Genomic DNA, 17,731 nt, shown 5'->3' on the forward strand with positions numbered 1-17,731 from the left:
GGCCCCGAAGGGCCGCCCTTTTTCCTATCAGAAGAACTTCTTCTTCATGGTAACCGCCCATTCGCGCGGCCGTCCCGGCAGGCCGGTCACGAAGCCGGCTCCCGCAAGGGTCAGGTCGAACAGCGTCTGGAAGTAGTACGTGTCGAACAGGTTGGTGACGGCCAGCCCGATCTCCAGGTCCTCATCGTAGTTGCGCCAGGTCAGCCGGGCGTTGGACACGATGTAATCCTCGATCAGGTTGGTCGGCTGGTTGACCGGGTTGGTGTAGACATCGTCCTGGAAGGCAATGTCGAAGCGCGGCGTGATCGATCCCGCTTCGTTCAGCGGCACTTCGTATTGCGCGCCGAGCGCCCACTTCCACTCAGGCGTGTAGGTGGACACCATGCCCGGCCGGATGCCGCTTGCCGGATCGAGCGAACCTTCGATGTAGTCGAAATCGATATAGCTCAGAGAGCCGTCGATCAGCATGCCGAGCATCGGGCGGATCGAGGTTTCGACCTCGAACCCCTTCACCCGTGCGTCGCCCGCGTTCGCCGGCAGCGCACAGGGCCGCGAAAACGCCGCTCCGGCTTGGGGGCAGACACTGAGCGCCAGCTGGATATCGTTGTAGTTGCTGTAGAACCCGGCGACGTTCAGGCGGACAGTCCGGTCGAACAGATCGCTCTTCAAGCCGACTTCATAGGATTCCAGCGTTTCCGGCCCGAACGGCAGGACTTGCTGCGCGTAGAACGGGCGGGGGTTCACGCCGCCGCCTTTGAACCCGGTTGACCATTGTCCATAAACCGAGAGGTCCGGAGTAATCTCGTACATCGCGTTCAGGCGGTAATCGAGCCGATCGTGGTCATAATTGCCGGTCACGCCGTTGAGCGCGCCGAGTTGGGGATGAACTGCCCCGTCCGGCGTCACGCGAACGTACGTGTAGTCCTTGTGCTCATCGGTGTAGCGGATGCCGGCCGTCAGCGTCAGCGGATCGATCGGCCGCCAAGCGACGTGGGCGAAGGCCGCTTTCGTGTCGGCGTTCACCGGATCGTCGCCGACGAACGGCAGCAATCCGGCGTAGCGCAGGACCTGCGTGGTGGCATAGACCGAGCGCTGGTCCATGAAGAACCCGCCCACCGTGTATTCGAGCGCATCGTCCAGCAGGCTGCCGTTGAGGCGGACTTCCTGGCTGAAGGACCAGAACGTCAGGTCGCCGCGCCCAAGGCTGTGCGCCAGCGGGGAAAGATCGTCATCGTTGCTGAACACGGTGCGGTAGGCGCGGTAGGCGCTGATCGAGACCAGCTGCATCGTGTCGTTCAGGTCCCAGTCGACTTGTCCGGAAACACCCCAGCCCTTGAAACTGGTCCTTCCATCCACCGTCTGCAGCGCCTGGCCATTGTCAGCCAGCGACGTGTAGGTCGCGAAGTTGCAGTACTCCCCGCAGACGAAGCGGGAATCGTATGGGATCGCCGCTTCGTAGGGATTGATGTCGAACACGCGCGCCGCCGGGTTGGGCGGGGAGGGATAGTTCGGGCTGGCAATGTTGCCGTTGGCATCGCGCCGCAGCAGCAGGACCGAACCGCCGGTCGTCCGGTCATCGTCCGTGTAGTCGGCGATGATGTTCACGTCGAGCCGGCTGCTCGGCTGCCAGCGGAGCTGCCCGCGCACGGCCTGGAAGTTGACCTCACCTTCCCGGGCAAGGACGCAATCGGTGTTGGCGGGCAGGATGCGCGGCACGCCCCCTTCCGGATTGATCTCGCTGCTGCCCGCCGGATAGACACACCCGAAATCGAGCCGGTCGATGTACCCGTCCTGCGACTTGGAGACGCCGGCAAGCCTGACCGCGAGATCGTCGGTCAGGCGGAAATCGGCGCCGCCGCGCAAGTCGAGCCGGTCGCGGCTGCCGTAGGCGGCGGCAAAGTACCCGCTGTTGTCGCCTTCGGGGCGCTTGGAATAAAGCTTCACCGCGCCGCCGATCGAGTTGCGGCCAGCCAGCGTGCCTTGCGGACCGCGCAGGATTTCCACCCGGTCGAGGTCGAGCAGGTCGAACAACGATCCGGTGAGCGTCGCGTAGTAGACATCGTCGATGTAGAGGCCGACGCCCGGTTCCAGCGCGGGGTTGAAGTCGTACTGGCCGATGCCGCGGATGTTCGCCGCCATCGACGGGCCATATGCGGTGCCCTGTTGCCTCAGGGTAACAGACGGAGCCTGCTGCGCCACTTCCGCGATGTTGGTCTGGCTGCGCGCTTCGAGCATTGCAGCGGAGACCGCGGTGATCGCCAGCGGCGTATCCTGCAGGTTCTGCTGGCGGAACTGCGCGGTGACGATGATCTCCTCAACCTGGTTGAGGTCTTCGACCTGGTTGCCGAGCGGGGAGTTGCCCGGTCCGGGGGTGTTCGCCTCCGCCGCGTCTTCCCGCGCATCTTCCTGCGCGGGCACCGGGTTGGTCGGGCTCTGGTCCTCCGGCGCGACTTGCGCGAGGGCCGGGCTGGCCGAAAGAGCGAGCGTGGAGACGCCCAGGGTCAGGAATATGCGCGCGAGGGCGCCGGGACGGGCAATCATGAAACCTCTCCTGTTTCGTCCGGCGCTTGCGGCCGGCTTTTATGTAGATTTCTCAATTATCGGGATTTGCGCAACGCTTGCTTCAGTCGTTGCGCAAATCGCGGTGGCTATGGTGCCGAATTGTCACAAGATGCTTGCGAGGCAGCCGAATTCCATCGAGTCGCCGCTTCAGGCTCCAGGTGCCGGATCTTTTCCGTGCGGGAGATCTCGCGACGCCGGATCGCTCTAGCGAATACGGAACACCCGCTCCGCATTCGTCTGCATCAGCATCTTCTTGTGCTCGGGCGAAAGCTGCATCCGGTCATAGGCGGCGACCTCATCGCTCGACTGCTGGTACGGATAATCCATCGCGTAGAGCACTCGGTCGGAGCCGAGCTGTTCCATGCAGAACTTCACCGCCGGCTCCCATGCCACGCCGCTGGTAGTGATCCAGATGTTGTTCTGGAAATAGTAGCTGACCGGGTGCTGCAGCTTGACCGGTGGCCGGCCGCCGCGCAGCCCCGCGCGGTTGTCGGCGTTGCCTTGCATCCAGTCGAAGCGGTAAAGCTGCAGCGGCATCGCCTCCCCCATGTGGCCGATCACCAGGCGCAGCTTCGGGAAGCGGTCGAAGGCGCCTGAAAAGATCAGCCCCATCGTGTGCAGCCAGACATCGTGCGGGAAGCCAGCCAGCGCGCCGTAGAAGCCGCGATCCTCATAGTGGGGGGCGTTGAACGGCGCGGTCGGGTGAATGTAGAGCGCCGCGTCGTGGGCCTCGAGCGCTTCGAGAATGGGGAAGAATTCCGGCTCGTCGATGTAGCGGCCCTGAAAGTGGGAGTTGAGCACCGCGCCGTTGAGCTTCAGCTGGCTCATCGCCCGGTCGATCTCCTTGACCGATCCTGCGACATCGCGCGGGTCGAACGCGGCGCAGGCGGAAAAGCGGTCCGGATGCTTGCGGCACGCTTCGGCCGCGATGTCGTTGGCCTGGCGCGCCAGCGGGGTGCCTTCGCCGGGGCGGACGACCTGTACGCCCGGCGCCGTCAGCAGCAGAAGCTGCCGGTCGATCCCGTATTCGTCCATGTGGGCCAGCCGCAGGTCGCCAAGATCCTGCAGCATTTCCTGCAAGGAAGGCATGCGGGAGAACATCCCGGCCATCTTCAGGGAATCGTCGTTCGGCGCCTCGCCGCTGTTCAGGTATTCGACCTGCGCCTTGACCAGGTCCGGGAAGGTCCAGGCTTCCTCCGTCGCGATCCGCTTGTAGGGCGGGTTACGCTCAATGTGTCCGGCGCGCGGGGCAAGCCCGGTGCGGGTACGCACGCTGTAGTCTTCCTTGAAATGGCCTTTCAGCCCCTTTTCGCTGCCGTCCTCAAGTTTCGTCACCGTGCTTCTCCCCCTTTTGCGCGGCTTCTTCAGACCATGGAAGTGCCGCCTACCGTGTGTTCCGGGATCGGCTGGATCACATCCCAGTGCTCGACCAGATAGCCATTCTCGATCCGGAAAATGTCGACTACGGCGCTACCCCGATCGGCGGGTGCGGCGCGGAAATGGTAATGCACGGCCACCAGGCCATCCTCACCATGGATCACGCGCTTGACGTCGTGCGTCATGTCCGGGTTCCGGGCCATGTGCGCATCCAGCACCGCGATGGTTCCATCGCGCCCGTCCGGTGCGTTGGGATCGTGCTGGACGTAATCGGGGTGCACCCAGGCACGAAAGGCGTCGGTCAGCCGATTCTGGTTGTAGAACACCTCGATAAACCGTTCGGCCACCTCGCGAACCGAGAGCGCGTCCCGGCCCGAGGTGTCCATCGGATCGAAATCCGCCACCGGATCAGCCCTTTTCCCGTCCGGCCAGGATCGCGCCGAACTTCGGGTGGGCGAAGTGCATCGGCACATCCTGGCGATAGGGCCAGGTTTCCCGATGCTCGCTTTCCGGCAGCAGCACGTCGGGCCCGATCGGATCTTCCGGATAGGTCTTGGCCGCCGGCTGCAAGTGGGCCGTGGTGTGCGCCCAGCCGGATTCGTAATCGGCCTGCCACTGCATCATGTAGTTGAGGCGCTGGATCTTCCACACGCCGTCTTCACGGACGTAGTCGTTTTCATAGATGCCGGCTTCCATGAACTGCTGCGGCATCATCTCTTCCTTGGTTTCCTGGAAGTCGTCGTGCCAGCCGCCCAAAAGGATGCCATGGAAGCGTCCTTTCGCGCTCTGCCGGTCAGGGGCGACGGTGATGATGTCCTGCATCTGGAAATGATCGAGCAGCAGGCCATGGACCGGTCCCGGCCGGCCACCGGTGAAACGCTGCTGAATCCAGTCGCCGTAAAGCCGCTTTACGCCTTCCTTGCCGACGTATTCGCCGGACAGGAACACGACCGAGCCTTTCTCCGCGAACAAGTCCGCGACTTCGTCGGGGCGGTTGAAGTCGATGTAGTAGCCATAGGCCCAGTGCAGGCGGCGGATGGCCTGGATGTCTTCCAGTTCGCCCACGCGATGCTCGAGTTCGGCCAGCCTGGTTTCCAGGTCGCTCATTGCTCTCTCCCTAGTCTGTTTCTATGCATTCGTAACGAACGACAGTGTTTTGGCGAGAGGAAATTGCGACAATGAGCAATCAGGATCGAGTTTGGGAAGGCCGGGTTGCGTTCGTGACGGGCGCGGTCACCGGCATCGGGCTGGGCGTGGCACAGGCGTTTTCCGACGCTGGGATGCGGCTTGCGCTGTCTTACCGCAATGAGGAAGACCGCGCCCATACCGAAAGCTGGTTTGCCGAACGCGGTAGGGAGATCCCGCTGTTCGTGAAGCTGGACGTGACCGACCGCGCGCGCTTTGCCGAAGTGGCCGAGCAAGTGATGGACCATTTCGGGGAAGTCCACGTGCTGGTCAACAACGCCGGGGTTTCGGTGTTCGGCCCGACGGACGAAGCAAGCTACGACGATTTCGACTGGATCATGGGGGTCAACTTCGGCGGCGTGGTAAACGGCCTCGTCAGCTTCCTGCCGAAGATCAAGGCGAGCGCGGGCCGCCGCCATGTGGTCAATGTCGCCTCGATGGCCGCCTTTCTTCCCGGTCCGCAAGCGGGGATCTACACCGCCAGCAAGTTCGCGGTGCGCGGGCTGACGGAATCCCTGCGCTACAACCTCGCCCCGCACGGGATCGGCTGTTCGCTCTGCTGTCCGGCGCTGACCAGGACCAACGCCTGGACCAGCGCGCTGAAGCGACCGGACAGTTTCGGGCAAAGCGGCTTCTCCCCGGTCGAAAAGAGCGAACTGGAGCAATTCGGCACCGCGTTCGAGGAAGGGATGGAGCCTTACGAAGTCGGCTCAAAGATCCTGCGCGGCATGACCGAGCAGCGCGGGCTGATCCTCACCCACCCGGAACACGGGCCCGACTTCGAGGAAATCCACCAGACGGTGATGGCCGCCCTGCCGGACGAGGAAGCACCCGCTGGACGGCTGAAGATCGAGCAGCTGCGCCGCGAGGCGATGAGGAAGGCCGAAGAAGGGATCTCCGTCCGGTTGCAGGACCTGACCTGACGGATTGCCAGCGCCGCCTCCCGCGCTATCCTCCGCGCCTGACGGGACATGAGGAGGTGCGCGATGTGTGATGAAACCGATCTGGCCGAATGGAACCGGCCCAAAGGCGGAATGGGCCTGAACCGGCGGCAGTTCGCGGCGCTGGGCACGGTGGCGGGCCTTGGCGCGACGCTTTCCGGCTGCGCCACGGCGATGGATGCCGAAGCGCCGGGGGGACTGACCGAGCACATGGTCAGCATTCAGACGGGGGCGGGAACGATGGACGCGTTCTTCGTCCACCCCGCCAGCGGCCGCCATCCTGCCGTCATTGTCTGGCCGGACATCGCGGGCCTGCGTCCTGCGTTCCAGAACATGGCCCGGCGGCTGGCAGCGCAAGGGTACTCGGTGCTGGTCACCAATCCCTACTACCGCGACCTGCCCGCACCGCAATTTGCCGACTTCAGCGATTTTCGCGACAAGGACGGCTTCCAAGCCGTCGGGCCGTGGCGCGGGAAGCTGACGGCCGACACCATCACGCAGGATGCCCGGGCGCTCGTCTCCTGGCTGGACGCCCAAGGCCCGGTGGACACGAGCAAGGGCATCGGCACCCAAGGGTACTGCATGGGCGGTCCGTTCACCGTCTGGACCGCGGCGGCAGCGCCGAACCGGGTGCGGGCGGCCGCCTCATTCCACGGCGGCGGGCTGGTGGGAGACGAACCCACGGCTCCGGTCCATCTGTTCGCTGAAACACCCAACACCCGCTACCTGTTCGCCATTGCGCAGAACGACGACGGCCGCGCGCCGAACGACAAGGAACGGCTGCGCGAAGCGGCCGCGCAAGCGAACGTGCCCGTGGTAATAGAAGTCTTCCCTGCCGACCACGGCTGGACCGTACCGGATTCCCCGGTTTATGCCCCCGAACAGGCCGAGCGCGCCTGGGCCATGCTGCTGGACTTGTACCGAACCGCGCTGTGAGGCAGCTCCCCTCCCGCTCGCGGGAGGGGAGAGCTTACGCGGCGGCGAAATCCTCGGTATCGATCGTGTTGCGCATCACCTCGGGGTAGCGATGGCCGGAAACGGTCTGCTGGTTGATCAGCTTGCCCGCTTCCTCCAGCACCGCGTCCGAAACGTCGAGCTCCGTCACGTGGAAGTTGTCGTCCAGGTGCTGCGGACTGGTCGTCCCCGGGATGACGTGGATGCAGTCGCTGCGGCTCAGCACCCACTTCAGGGCGAGCTGCGCCGGGGTTACGCCCGCTTGCTCCGCCAGGACGACGAACTGGTCCACCAGCATCCGGTTCTTCGGCCAGTTCTCATCCGAAAAGCGTGGATGGCTGCGCCGCAGGTCCTTTTCTGGCAGGGTCTTCGGGTCCTTCAGCGTCCCGCTCAGCACACCGCGGGCAGTGGGGGAGAAGCAGACCAGCGCGATGCCGAGTTCCTCGCAGGTCTTGAGTACGCCCAGTTCCGGATTGCGGGTCCAGAGCGAATATTCCGTCTGCACCGCCGCCATCGGGTGAACGGTGTGGGCCTCACGGATATGAGCGCTGTTCCATTCGGATACCCCGTAGGAACCGATCTTGCCCGCCTCGATCGCCCGCGCCATCGCGCCGACCGAGTCCGCCACCGGCACCTTCGGATCGAACCGGTGCATGTAGAACAAGTCGATGTGGTCGGTCTTGAGCCGCTTCAGGCTTTCATCGAGCGACTGCGTGATCGCATCCGGGCTGCAATCGATGCCCCGGCGCGGCCCATCGACGATGATCCCGGTCTTGGAGGCAAGAAAGTACTCGCTGCGCCGGCCGCTCAAGGCCTCGCCGATCACTTCCTCGTTATGACCCTTGCCATAGATGTTGGCGGTGTCGAGATGATCGTAACCGAGGTCCAGCGCCTGGTTCAGCAGCCGGATCGCGTCGTCCCGCTCCGGCGGGGTGCCATAAGCCCACGAAAGGCTCATGCACCCCAGACCGACGGAGTGCAGCTGCTTGCCCGCGATCGTCCGCCGCATCAGGACCAGCCGTCCTGCTGGTCAAGATCGGCGGCCAGTTCGCCCAGCACGCGGTAGCAGTCGAACACGGCCTGGACCGACGAATTGGGTTCACGCCCTTCCTTGATCGCGGCGATGAATTCGCGGTCCTGCAGTTCGATCCCGTTGTCGGATTCGGCCACGCCTGACAAGTCGATCGGCTTTTCGTACCCGTCCACCAGATCGTCGTAACGAGCGATGTAGGTCCCGTTGTCGCCGATGTAGCGGAAGAAGGTGCCCAGCGGTCCGTTGTTGTTGAACGACAGGGCCAGGGTAAGGATCTGTCCGGCCTCGGTCTTGAGCTGGATCGACATGTCCATCGCGATGCCGAGTTCCGGGTGCTTCGGGCCTTGCAGCGCGTTGGCGCGGATCACCTTCGACCCGGTCATGTACTGGAAGATGTCGATCGTGTGCGCGGCGTGGTGCCACAGCAGGTGGTCGGTCCAGCTGCGCGGCTCGCCCTTCGCGTTGATGTTCTTGCGGCGGAAGAAGAACGTCTCGACGTCCATCGCCTGCAGCGTCAGTTCGCCGGATTCGATCCGCTGCTTCACCCACTGGTGCGACGGGTTGAAGCGGCGGGTGTGGCCGACCATGCAGACAAGCCCGGTTTCCTTCTGCTTCGCCAGCACCGCTTGCGCATCGTCCCAGCTGTCGGCGACCGGAATTTCGACCTCGACGTGCTTGCCGGCATCCATCGCCTGGATCGCCTGGCGCGCGTGCATCGGGGTGGGGGTGGTCAGGATCACCGCGTCGATATCGTCCCGCCGCAGCGTCTTTTCGTAGCTGTCGCTGACGTCATCGATCCCGAACTGCGAGGCGAGCTTGCGGGATTCGTCTTCCGAGGCGCTGACGACGGTCACCACTTCGGCATCGGAAACGTTCTTCAGGCCGTTGAGGTGCTTTTCGCCGAAAGCGCCGGCACCGACGAGGGCAATGCGCATGGATGAGGTTTCCTCTCTCAGGTCCCCTCCCGCTTGCGGGAGCGACAGGGGTGGGTTGCTGGAGGCCAGAAGGGCCGGGGGCGCTGGCTCGCGCCCCATGTCCCCTCCCCGTTAAGGGGAGGGGGAGCAAGGTTCAGGCCGCAGCCTTGTTTTCGGCCGAATCCCTGGGTTCAAGGATTACGGAGCCGAGCGCGGTGTTCGAGGCGGGGATGTGGTAGAAGCGGTAGATCTCCTCCACGTCCTTGCCCAGCGCGCCGCGCATGATCAGCCACATGACCAGTTCGATGCCTTCCGAACCGGCTTCGCGCAGGTATTCGATGTGCGGCATGTGGCGCAGCCGTTCCGGGTTCTTGACCAGGTCCTCGATGAACGCGGTGTCGAATTCCTTGTTGATTAGCCCCGCGCGCGGACCCTGCAACTGGTGGCTCATGCCGCCGGTGCCCCAGACCTGGACCTTCAGGTCTTCCGGATAGGATTCCACGGCGCGGCGGATCGCCTCGCCCAGCATCCAGCAGCGGTTGCCGGACGGCGGCGGATAAGTGACCACGTTCACCGGCAGCGGAATGACCTTGACCGGCCATTCGTCCGGTTCGCCAAAGATCATCGACAGCGGCACGGTGCAGCCGTGATCGACGTCCATGTCGTTCATGATCGTCATGTCGAACTCGTCCAGGATCAGCGACTGGGCGATATGCCAGGCAAGATCCGGGTGGCCGATCACGTCGGGCACCGGACGCGGGCCCCAGCCTTCATCAGCCGGCTTGAAGCGTTCCGCACACCCGATCGCGAACGTCGGGATAATGTTCATGTCGAACGCGGAAGCGTGGTCGTTGTAGACCAGGATCACCACGTCCGGCATGTTTTCCGGCTTGGCTTCCCATTCCTTGACGTGGTCATAGCCCTTGAACACGGGGCCCCAGTAGTCATCCGCGGTCTTGCCGGTCTGGATGGCCGCGCCCAGCGCGGGAATGTGGCTTGTCGTAAGCCCTGCGGTAATCCGCGCCATGTCAGCGTCCCTCCTTGATTGAACGTACTCCGTGGGGCGAACGGCCGCCCTTGAGCATCATTTCGGCATAAGCTTCCTGCGTCATGCCGGTCATCGAACCGGCGGCGAACTGGAAGCTCTTGCGGTCGGTAGAGAAAAGCTTCGACAGGAAGTAGATGTTCCCGCCGCAATCGATCATCCGGTTGTAATCCCGGTCGAGCACCGCCTGCTTCGCCTCGTCGGTCAGTTGCCACTCATTGAGATAGGCCTTTTCGTCGGCGAGGAACCGCTGGCGGTTCTCTTCCTTCATCAGGCTCATCGCGAACTGGTTGAGATGGTATCCCTGCCGGGCGCGCTTGGCAGTGAAGACGCGGGTGCCGGGAATATCGTCGAATTCAGCGAGATATTCATGGATGTTGGTGATCCGCCGCATACCTTGGGCGGCTTGGGTGTTGTCGTCGCTCATTGCTCTTTCCAGTCAAAGGACAGGGGCGCCTCGCGAAAGGCGAACCGGTCGAGATGGCGCTCGATCACGCCGCGCAAGTGGACGTTGCGGGTCTGATCGGGCGTGGTCAGGGTAATCGCGATGCCATCCGCCCGGATGTCCATCGCGCAGTTCTCTTCATCGCTGAAGGGAAACTCGGCGTGGCCGCCGTTCTCCCCCCGCTCTTCCCAGGTCGTCGCCATCTTGTTGCTCCAGTGCTTGGTCAGCGTCTGGACATAGCGCGCCGGCTTTTCACAGGGTGCAAATCCGAGGGCGGTGACGGTCATAAGCCTCGTTCCTTGAGCTTCGCGTCGAGCCGCGGATAGACTCGCCGCGCATTTCCTTCAAAGATCATGTGCTTAGCAGATTCGTCGATCGGCAGCGCGTCAACATAGCGCTTAGTGTCATCGAAATAATGCCCGGTCTGGGGATCGATCCCGCGCACCGCGCCGACCATCTCGCTGCCGAACAGGATGTTCTTGGTGTCGATCACCTCCGCCAGCAGGTCCACGCCCGGCTGGTGGTAGACGCACGTGTCGAAGAACACGTTGTTCATCAGATGCTCGTCGAGCGAGGGCTGCTTCAGCATGTCCGCCAGACCGCGGTAGCGGCCCCAGTGGTATGGCACCGCGCCGCCGCCGTGGGGAATGATGAAGCGCAGATTGGGGAACCGGCTGAACAAGTCGCCCTGCAAAAGCTGCATGAACGCCACCGTGTCGGCGGCGAGATAGAACCCGCCGGTCGCGTGCATCGCCGGGTTGCACGACCCCGAGACGTGGATCATCGCCGGCACGTCCAGCTCGCACATCGTCTCGTAGATCGGGAACCAGTACTCGTCGGTCAGGGGCGGATGCTCGAAGTGCCCGCCGCCCGGATCGGGGTTGAGGTTGCAGCCGACGAAGCCCAGTTCCTCAACGCAGCGGCGCAGCTCCTTGATCGAGGCAGTCAGGTCCGCCTTCGGGCTTTGCGGCAGCATGCAGCCGCCAACGAAGGTTTCGGGAAACAGCTGGGTGACGCGGTAGATCAGGTCGTTGCAGCGGCGGGCCCATTCCTCGCTCACTTGCTGGTCACCGACATGGTGCGCCATGGCGGACGCGCGGGGGGAGAACAGCGTCAGGTCTGCGCCGCGTTCCTGGATCAGCTTCAGCTGGTTCTGCTCGATCGTCTCGCGAATCTCCTCGTCGGAGATCTCGGGGTAGGGCGAGGGAGTGCGGCCTTCCTTGTAGGCGGCCTTCTGCTCCTCGCGCCAGGCGTCATGCGCTTTGGGAAGTACCGTGTAGTGGCCGTGGCAATCGATGATCAGCGTCATTCGCCCTTGTTCCTCTCGTTGTTTTCCGCCGCCTTGCGCTGCAGCAGCACCGTGCCGCGAGTCATGACCGGTTCGATTCCCAACCCTAGCAGCGTGCGGGCCGATTCTTCCATTTCCGCCGCGCGGCGAAACCCGTGGGTCGCCATCCGCTCCCGGTTGTAGGCGACGCGTTCCGCCCAGCCGGTTGCTTTTTCGGACGCGTCGAGCGAGGCCATCACTTCATCGAACACGCCGGCAGCATCCGCCGCGGCGGCGCATTCACTGGACAGCGCCTCAAGCCCTTTCACCATAACCGAGCGGATCATCTTGATCGCCGATGCCCTGCCTATTTCATCGCCCACCACGCGCGTCTTCGCAAAGCCGAGTGTGGCAAGCAGCGAACGCGCATCTTCCGCATCGGGTCCGGCGATCAGCAGCGGAACGTTCAGCCGGGCCGGATCGACCGGGGCCATCACCGCGATATCGACATAGCGCCCGCCGGCTGCGCGGATCGCCTCTGCCGCGGCGCGCTTGGTTTCCGGCGCGACGGAGTTCATGTCGCACCAGATCGCGCCTTCAGGCAATTCGGCGGCGTGATCCTGCGCCACCTTCAGCGCGCTTTCGGCGGTCACCAGCGACAGGACGATCTCGGCCCCCGCCAGCGCCGTCGCGGCTTCTTCCGCCGGGTCGATGCCGCAATCCTCCATCGCGGCGCGCCGTTCGGGCGCGATGTCCCAGCCGCGGGCATGGCCGGACCAGTCGCCGGCAAGGGCGAAGGTGGAGCCTGCTTCACCGAAACCGATGAGGGCGACGTTCGGGGCGGAAACGGTCATTGTTGTTCTGGACGGCTCCATACAGTCTGTATGTGTTGCTTACAAGTTTGCCCGCGCGGCAGAGGGGGCAGGTACTCGAAGACCTGACGGCCAAAGAAGCCTTGACGGAAGGGGCGCGCGCGGTCCACGCCACCGGCAAACCACATCGGGAGAATTGAAGCATGGGTGTCGTCGTCCAGAACATCGAACGCACGGACAAGCAGCTCGCAGAAGGGCTGGGCGCCAGCGGCGTCGCCACCGTGCACGAAGCGCAAGGGCGCAAGGGCCTGCTCGCCAGCTACATGCGGCCGATCTATCCCGGCGCGCGGATCGGCGGCACGGCAGTGACGATCAGCGTTCCCCCGGGCGACAACTACATGGTCCATGCCGCCATCGAGCAGTGCCAGGATGGCGACATCCTGGTGATCGCGCCGACCTCCCCTTGCGAAGACGGCTATTTCGGCGATCTGCTGGCCACCAGCGCACAGGCGCGCGGGGTGAAGGGCCTGATCATCGATGCCGGGGTGCGCGACGTGCGCGACTTGCAGGAAATGGGCTTTCCCGTCTGGTCGAAGCGGGTCTTCGCGCAAGGGACGATCAAGGCCTCGCTCGGCAGCGTCAATGTACCGGTGGTCTGCGCCGGGGCCTATATCCTGCCCGGCGACGTGATCGTGGCCGATGATGACGGCGTCTGCGTCGTTTCCCGCCAGGAAGCGGCCGATGTGCTGGAAAAGGCCCGCAAGCGCGAAGCGAACGAGGAAGACAAGCGCCAGCGCCTCGCCGGCGGGGAGCTCGGCCTCGACATGTACGGCTTCCGCCAGAAGCTGACCGACATGGGGCTGAAGTGGATCTGACCATGAACAGCGCACCGGTCATGTGGATGCGCGGGGGGACGTCGAAAGGCGGTTACTTCCTCGCGTCCGATCTGCCGTCCGATACTGCCGAGCGGGATGCTTTCCTGCTGCGGGTGATGGGCAGCCCCGATCCCCGCCAGATCGACGGGATGGGCGGGGCCGACCCGCTGGCCAGCAAGGTCGCGGTGGTGAAGAAATCGGACCGCGAAGGCATAGACGTCGATTACTTGTTCCTGCAGGTGTTCGTCGACCAACCGATCGTCACCGACGCGCAGAACTGCGGCAACATCCTGGCCGGGGTCGGCCCGTTCGCGATCGAGCGGGGGCTGGTGGATCCCAAGGGTGAGGAAACCCGGGTCGCGATCTACATGGAAAACACCGGGCAAGTCGCCATTGCGGGCGTCGAAACCCCGGGCGGCACCGTGAACTATGCCGGCGAGGCGCGGATCGACGGCGTTCCCGGCAGCCACGCGCCGGTCCCGCTGGAATTCCGCGATACCGCCGGCTCCAGCTGCGGCGCCTTGCTGCCGACCGGTAACGCGGCCGATATTATCGAGGGAGTGCGCTGCACTCTGATCGACAACGGGATGCCGTGCATCGTCTTCAAGGCGGAAGACGTGGGCGCGACCGGATATGAAACGCGCGAGGAGCTGGACGCCGCCGATGATCTGAAAGCGCGGATCGAGAAGATTCGCCTCGCGGCCGGAGAACGGATGAACCTTGGCGACGTGTCGGCCAAGTCCGTGCCCAAGATGATGCTGGTCGCCCCTCCGAAGAACGGCGGGGCCGTTACCGTGCGCAGCTTCATTCCGCACCGGGCCCACTCCTCGATCGGGGTGCTTGGCGCGGTGACGGTGGCGACCGCCTGCCTGGTTGAAGGATCGCCCGCCGCCGAAGTGGCGGATATTCCGACCGGCGCGAAAAAGACGCTCAGCATCGAGCATCCGACCGGCGAGATGACCTGCGTGCTGCAAGTGGACGACGCTGGCGAAGTGGCGAGCGCCGCCTTGCTGCGCACCGCACGCAAACTGATGGATGGAACCGTTTTCGTATGACTAACCGTATCGTCAGCTGGCACCCGAACCCGTCGAAGCCCGCTTACGCCCCGCCTGCGGGCGCGGTGGACGCGCATTGCCACGTGTTTGGGCCGCAAGCCGATTTCCCGTTCAGCCCCAAGGCGAAGTACCTGCCGGAAGACGCCGGGCCGGACATGCTGTTCGCGCTGCGCGACAAGCTGGGCTTCGAAAAGAACGTGATCGTCCAGGCCAGCTGCCACGGGACGAACAACGCCGCCACGCTCAACGCGATCGCGCAATCGAACGGCAAGGCGCGCGGCGTGGCCGTGGTCGATCCGGCGATTTCGGAAGACGAGCTCCAGCGCCTGCATCAGGGTGGCATTCGCGGCATCCGCTTCAACTTCCTGAAGCGGCTGGTGGACGATGCGCCGAAGGACAAGTTCATCGACGTGGCGCGCCGCCTGCCGTCCGGCTGGCACGTGGTGATCTATTTCGAAGCCGACATTCTTGAGGAACTGCGCCCGTTCATGGACGCGATCCCCGTGCCGCTGGTGATCGATCACATGGGCCGCCCGGACGTGACGCAAGGGCCGGACGGGCCCGACATGCGCGCGTTCCGCAACCTGCTGGAATCCCGCGCCGACATTCACTTCAAGGCGACATGCCCGGACCGGCTCGATCCCACGGGCGATCCGTGGAACGCGTTTGCCGAAGCCGTGCGCCCGCTGGTGGAGGATTACCCGGACCGCTGCCTGTGGGGCACCGACTGGCCGCATCCCAACATGCAGGACAACGTCCCGGACGATGGGCACCTGGTCGACATGATTCCGCGCATCGCACCCAGCGAAGAGTTGCAGCAGAAGCTGCTCGTCGCCAATCCCAACCGGCTGTACTGGAACGACTGAGGACTTTCCGGCGAGCGGCTCGGGCCGCTCGCCGGAAGCAAGGTCAGTTCGTCGGGGCGACGTTGCGGTTGGCGATCAGCCATTTGTCGCCAACCTTGACCACGTCATCCACGCCGCGGCCCACCGCAGCGACGTTGGGCGGGGTCGGGCTGCCGGCTGCACCGCCGAACACGGTCATCCAGTAATACTGCACCCGGGCGTGGTTCGGATCGAGGAACTCGATCGACTGGTTGCTCATCACGTGGTGCATATCGCCGATCGTCTGGCCCTGCGCGCGCCGCTGGTCCTGGCTGGCCTTGAGGTCCGCCACCATCGTGCGCAGCGCCTCGCGCCCCTTGGTGCGCCCAAAGGCGCCATCGGGGGTGAACACCGCAGCGTAAGCGTCCGGGTTCCAGCCGTCGATTGCGCGGACATAGTCCCACATCAGCCGCTCGATCGCCGCGCGGTCGGCTTCCTGCTGCAAGGCGACCTGATGCTGGGCCATGTTGCCCATCGCCATGCCGCCTGACGCGGGAGCCGGGGCCGGAGTGGCGCGGACGGGCGGCAAGGTCGCCGGATCCCAGTGCTCATCGGCCTTGCCGTCGACGAAGCGCCAGGTGTCGAACCAGGTCGTGGTGTAGGTTTCGCCGGGGATGCCCGGCACCGGCAGTTCCTGCTTCGCCAGCACGGTGACGTAATCGCCTTCCGCCTGCACTGCGACGATCGGGCTGGTCAGCTTGTCGCAGGTCGGCGTCGGCTGCCGCTTGGCGACGTTGATGAAATAGTCCTGCACGCCCTTCAGGCCGGACGCCGCCAGCGGATTGTGCTGGATGTACCGCCCGGTCAGCCACTCGCCGGCCCGGTTCCACTGGTTGCACTGGAGCAGCTCCCGCATGATGTGCAGCGCGGCCTGCTTGTTGCGGTGAAGCTGCGGGTCACGGCTGGTGAACAGCGCTTCCGGGTTGGGATGGGCGACCACCGGATCGTTCAGCGGCCTCATCTGCGCCTGGGCGGGCATGGCGGTGCATCCCAGCAGCGCGGCGAACAGGATCGAACGTGAAAACCTCATCGACAAATCCCCCAATTGGCTCTCAGGCCGGTTAACGTCTTCGTTTTGCGCGTGGCTTACTTTCCGGGCGAAACCTTCAGCAGCGCGCCTTCCGTCTCATCCGTCAGGATATAAAGATTTCCATCCGGTCCGGTCCGCACGTCGCGTAGGCGCTGCTTGAGATCGCCCAGCAGCTTTTCCTGCAGCACCGGCTGGCCCGAGGCATCGGGCGCGAACCGCAGCAGTCCTTGCGTGAAGCTCGCCAGCAGCAGGTTGCCGTTCCACTGCGGGAACGCCTGTCCGCGGTACAGCGTCACGTTGCCGGGATTAAGCGAGGGCGGACCGAAGGCGAGCACCGGATCGGTAAAGCCTTCGACGTCCCGGACGCCCTTGGCCGCCTCGCTGTTGTAGTGCTCTCCCTGAGTCACGTCGATCCAGCCGTAGTTCGCTCCGCGCTCGATCCGGTTCACTTCATCCCCGCCGCGCGGCCCGAATTCGGATTCCCACAGCTCACCGGTCTGCGCATCGTAGAACAGGCCCAGCGGGTTGCGATGCCCGGTGCTCCAGATCTTCGGGTCCCAGCCCGGCTGGCCGACGAACGGATTGTCCTGCGGCACGCTGCCATCGCGGTTGATCCGCAGAATCTTGCCGAACGCCTTCGACTGGTCCTGCACCATCTCGCCGTAGTTGCGGTCCCCGGTGGCGACGAACAAGCGGCCGTCGTTGTCAAACGCGATCCGCCCGCCCCAGCTGCCCGAGGCCGGACCTTGGCCGCAGCACCGTTTTGGCCACGGCCGGGCCCCGTACCAGGCATCGGTGACGAGGATGTCCTGCACATCGGACAAGCCGTGCGCGCCGTCCCACTTCGCCCGCGCCACCGCGAGCGTGGTCTGGTCGTGATTGGCGGGATCCGGTTTGACGTAGGAAAAGTAGATCCGGCCGTTGCGGGCGAAATCAGGATCAAGCGCGATGTCGTACAGCCCGCCAATACCGACCGCTGCGATCTCCGGCAGCCCGGAAACCGGGGTGGGGTCGAGCACGCCATCGCGGATCAGTCGCAGCCGCCCGGGCCGCTCCGTCACCAGCATTCCGCCATCGGGCAGGAAGGCCATGGCCCACGGGTGATCGAGCCCCTTCGTCACCACGTCTGCGCGTACGGGCCCGCCTTGGGTGGAATAGCTCCAGGGTCCGTCCCGCAGCGCGGTCCGCGGGGGTGGGCCGGCGGGCCGTGCCGGAGTCGCTGCGGTGGGCGCATCCTGCGCCAGCGCCGTTCCGCCCGGCACACTGATGCTGGCCGCCAGCGCCAGACACGCAGACGCGTGTTTCCAGAAATTCGCCACCATCCCGCTCCCGATTGATTATGTCCGGCAGTC

At 64.6% G+C, this 17,731-nt stretch carries 18 protein-coding genes; 5 read left to right on the top strand and 13 right to left on the bottom strand.

All coding sequences use genetic code 11. From position 1 onward, the window contains the following. Positions 1-27 precede the first annotated feature (27 nt). The 4 genes from ELY13_RS06305 to ELY13_RS06320 all read right to left on the bottom strand — a co-directional run bounded on the left by ELY13_RS06305 (position 28) and on the right by ELY13_RS06320 (position 5,046). Positions 28-2,541, bottom strand: a complete 2,514-nt coding sequence (locus tag ELY13_RS06305; RefSeq protein WP_126173039.1) for a TonB-dependent receptor — start codon at positions 2,539-2,541, stop codon at positions 28-30. A gap of 225 nt (positions 2,542-2,766) precedes the next feature. Further along, on the bottom strand, positions 2,767-3,897 hold the full coding sequence (locus ELY13_RS06310) for an amidohydrolase family protein (protein ID WP_126173040.1): 1,131 nt from the start codon (positions 3,895-3,897) through the stop codon (positions 2,767-2,769). 29 nt (positions 3,898-3,926) lie between these two features. Further along, positions 3,927-4,343, bottom strand: a complete 417-nt coding sequence (locus ELY13_RS06315; protein ID WP_164549715.1) for a nuclear transport factor 2 family protein — start codon at positions 4,341-4,343, stop codon at positions 3,927-3,929. Positions 4,344-4,347: 4 nt separating this feature from the next. Next, on the bottom strand, positions 4,348-5,046 hold the full coding sequence (locus ELY13_RS06320) for a nuclear transport factor 2 family protein (RefSeq protein WP_126173042.1): 699 nt from the start codon (positions 5,044-5,046) through the stop codon (positions 4,348-4,350). A 71-nt stretch (positions 5,047-5,117) separates the two neighbouring features. On the opposite strand from ELY13_RS06320, the gene ELY13_RS06325 reads away from it, so the two are divergent. Further along, positions 5,118-6,047, top strand: coding sequence for an SDR family NAD(P)-dependent oxidoreductase (locus ELY13_RS06325; protein ID WP_126173043.1), 930 nt, complete (start codon positions 5,118-5,120; stop codon positions 6,045-6,047). Between the two features lie 63 nt (positions 6,048-6,110). Then, a complete protein-coding gene (locus tag ELY13_RS06330; RefSeq protein ID WP_126173044.1) occupies positions 6,111-7,001 on the top strand; it encodes a dienelactone hydrolase family protein in 891 nt (296 codons plus the stop codon). A gap of 34 nt (positions 7,002-7,035) precedes the next feature. On the opposite strand, the gene ELY13_RS06335 is transcribed toward ELY13_RS06330, so the two are convergent. The 7 genes from ELY13_RS06335 to ELY13_RS06365 all read right to left on the bottom strand — a co-directional run bounded on the left by ELY13_RS06335 (position 7,036) and on the right by ELY13_RS06365 (position 12,577). After that, the gene (locus tag ELY13_RS06335) at positions 7,036-8,028 is read right to left on the bottom strand and encodes an aldo/keto reductase (protein WP_126173045.1); all 993 of its coding nucleotides are present in this window, start codon (positions 8,026-8,028) and stop codon (positions 7,036-7,038) included. Beyond that, a complete protein-coding gene (locus ELY13_RS06340) occupies positions 8,028-8,987 on the bottom strand; it encodes a Gfo/Idh/MocA family oxidoreductase (RefSeq protein ID WP_126173046.1) in 960 nt (319 codons plus the stop codon). Before ELY13_RS06340 ends, ELY13_RS06335 begins: the two co-directional genes overlap by 1 nt. 133 nt (positions 8,988-9,120) lie before the next feature. Next, complete coding sequence (locus tag ELY13_RS06345; protein WP_126173047.1) at positions 9,121-9,993, bottom strand: class III extradiol dioxygenase subunit beta; 873 nt, start codon at positions 9,991-9,993, stop codon at positions 9,121-9,123. A gap of 1 nt (position 9,994) precedes the next feature. Further along, positions 9,995-10,438 carry a protocatechuate 4,5-dioxygenase subunit alpha gene (ligA, locus tag ELY13_RS06350; RefSeq protein ID WP_241233569.1) on the bottom strand — a complete coding sequence of 148 codons (444 nt, stop codon included), beginning with the start codon at positions 10,436-10,438 and terminating at the stop codon, positions 9,995-9,997. After that, complete coding sequence (locus ELY13_RS06355; protein ID WP_126173048.1) at positions 10,435-10,743, bottom strand: DUF2218 domain-containing protein; 309 nt, start codon at positions 10,741-10,743, stop codon at positions 10,435-10,437. Before ELY13_RS06355 ends, ligA begins: the two co-directional genes overlap by 4 nt. Next, positions 10,740-11,765 carry an amidohydrolase family protein gene (locus ELY13_RS06360; protein WP_126173049.1) on the bottom strand — a complete coding sequence of 342 codons (1,026 nt, stop codon included), beginning with the start codon at positions 11,763-11,765 and terminating at the stop codon, positions 10,740-10,742. The genes ELY13_RS06355 and ELY13_RS06360 overlap by 4 nt, the downstream gene beginning before the upstream one ends. Continuing rightward, a complete protein-coding gene (locus tag ELY13_RS06365; protein WP_126173050.1) occupies positions 11,762-12,577 on the bottom strand; it encodes an NAD(P)-dependent oxidoreductase in 816 nt (271 codons plus the stop codon). The genes ELY13_RS06360 and ELY13_RS06365 overlap by 4 nt, the downstream gene beginning before the upstream one ends. A 161-nt stretch (positions 12,578-12,738) precedes the next feature. Between ELY13_RS06365 and ELY13_RS06370 the strand changes: the two genes are divergently transcribed. Genes ELY13_RS06370 through ELY13_RS06380 form a run of 3 tightly spaced genes read left to right on the top strand, consistent with a single transcriptional unit; the run spans position 12,739 to position 15,331 of the window. Then, positions 12,739-13,410 carry a 4-carboxy-4-hydroxy-2-oxoadipate aldolase/oxaloacetate decarboxylase gene (locus tag ELY13_RS06370; RefSeq protein ID WP_126173051.1) on the top strand — a complete coding sequence of 224 codons (672 nt, stop codon included), beginning with the start codon at positions 12,739-12,741 and terminating at the stop codon, positions 13,408-13,410. Between the two features lie 2 nt (positions 13,411-13,412). Beyond that, positions 13,413-14,465, top strand: coding sequence for a 4-oxalomesaconate tautomerase (locus ELY13_RS06375; RefSeq protein ID WP_126173052.1), 1,053 nt, complete (start codon positions 13,413-13,415; stop codon positions 14,463-14,465). Continuing rightward, the gene (locus ELY13_RS06380; RefSeq protein ID WP_126173053.1) at positions 14,462-15,331 is read left to right on the top strand and encodes an amidohydrolase family protein; all 870 of its coding nucleotides are present in this window, start codon (positions 14,462-14,464) and stop codon (positions 15,329-15,331) included. Before ELY13_RS06375 ends, ELY13_RS06380 begins: the two co-directional genes overlap by 4 nt. A 43-nt stretch (positions 15,332-15,374) precedes the next feature. Here the strand turns inward: ELY13_RS06380 and ELY13_RS06385 are convergent, their stop codons facing one another. After that, on the bottom strand, positions 15,375-16,379 hold the full coding sequence (locus ELY13_RS06385) for a nuclear transport factor 2 family protein (protein WP_126173054.1): 1,005 nt from the start codon (positions 16,377-16,379) through the stop codon (positions 15,375-15,377). 56 nt (positions 16,380-16,435) lie between these two features. Then, a complete protein-coding gene (locus ELY13_RS06390; protein ID WP_164549716.1) occupies positions 16,436-17,698 on the bottom strand; it encodes a PQQ-dependent sugar dehydrogenase in 1,263 nt (420 codons plus the stop codon). Between the last annotated feature and the right edge of the window lie 33 nt (positions 17,699-17,731).

The sequence above is a fragment of the Altericroceibacterium xinjiangense genome, from assembly GCF_003958635.1.
In the GTDB taxonomy this organism is placed as follows: Bacteria; Pseudomonadota; Alphaproteobacteria; order Sphingomonadales; family Sphingomonadaceae; genus Altericroceibacterium_A; species Altericroceibacterium_A xinjiangense.

Bases quoted from the DNA above. Each gene is read 5' to 3' on its own strand.
- ELY13_RS06305 (WP_126173039.1), bottom strand. From the start codon at position 2,541: ATGATTGCCCGTCCCGGCGCCCTCGCGCGCATATTCCTGACCCTGGGC.
- ELY13_RS06320 (WP_126173042.1), bottom strand. From the start codon at position 5,046: ATGAGCGACCTGGAAACCAGGCTGGCCGAACTCGAGCATCGCGTGGGC.
- ELY13_RS06325 (WP_126173043.1), top strand. From the start codon at position 5,118: ATGAGCAATCAGGATCGAGTTTGGGAAGGCCGGGTTGCGTTCGTGACG.
- ELY13_RS06330 (WP_126173044.1), top strand. From the start codon at position 6,111: ATGTGTGATGAAACCGATCTGGCCGAATGGAACCGGCCCAAAGGCGGA.
- ELY13_RS06335 (WP_126173045.1), bottom strand. From the start codon at position 8,028: ATGCGGCGGACGATCGCGGGCAAGCAGCTGCACTCCGTCGGTCTGGGG.
- ELY13_RS06340 (WP_126173046.1), bottom strand. From the start codon at position 8,987: ATGCGCATTGCCCTCGTCGGTGCCGGCGCTTTCGGCGAAAAGCACCTC.
- ELY13_RS06345 (WP_126173047.1), bottom strand. From the start codon at position 9,993: ATGGCGCGGATTACCGCAGGGCTTACGACAAGCCACATTCCCGCGCTG.
- ligA (WP_241233569.1), bottom strand. From the start codon at position 10,438: ATGAGCGACGACAACACCCAAGCCGCCCAAGGTATGCGGCGGATCACC.
- ELY13_RS06355 (WP_126173048.1), bottom strand. From the start codon at position 10,743: ATGACCGTCACCGCCCTCGGATTTGCACCCTGTGAAAAGCCGGCGCGC.
- ELY13_RS06360 (WP_126173049.1), bottom strand. From the start codon at position 11,765: ATGACGCTGATCATCGATTGCCACGGCCACTACACGGTACTTCCCAAA.
- ELY13_RS06365 (WP_126173050.1), bottom strand. From the start codon at position 12,577: ATGACCGTTTCCGCCCCGAACGTCGCCCTCATCGGTTTCGGTGAAGCA.
- ELY13_RS06370 (WP_126173051.1), top strand. From the start codon at position 12,739: ATGGGTGTCGTCGTCCAGAACATCGAACGCACGGACAAGCAGCTCGCA.
- ELY13_RS06375 (WP_126173052.1), top strand. From the start codon at position 13,413: ATGAACAGCGCACCGGTCATGTGGATGCGCGGGGGGACGTCGAAAGGC.
- ELY13_RS06380 (WP_126173053.1), top strand. From the start codon at position 14,462: ATGACTAACCGTATCGTCAGCTGGCACCCGAACCCGTCGAAGCCCGCT.
- ELY13_RS06385 (WP_126173054.1), bottom strand. From the start codon at position 16,379: ATGAGGTTTTCACGTTCGATCCTGTTCGCCGCGCTGCTGGGATGCACC.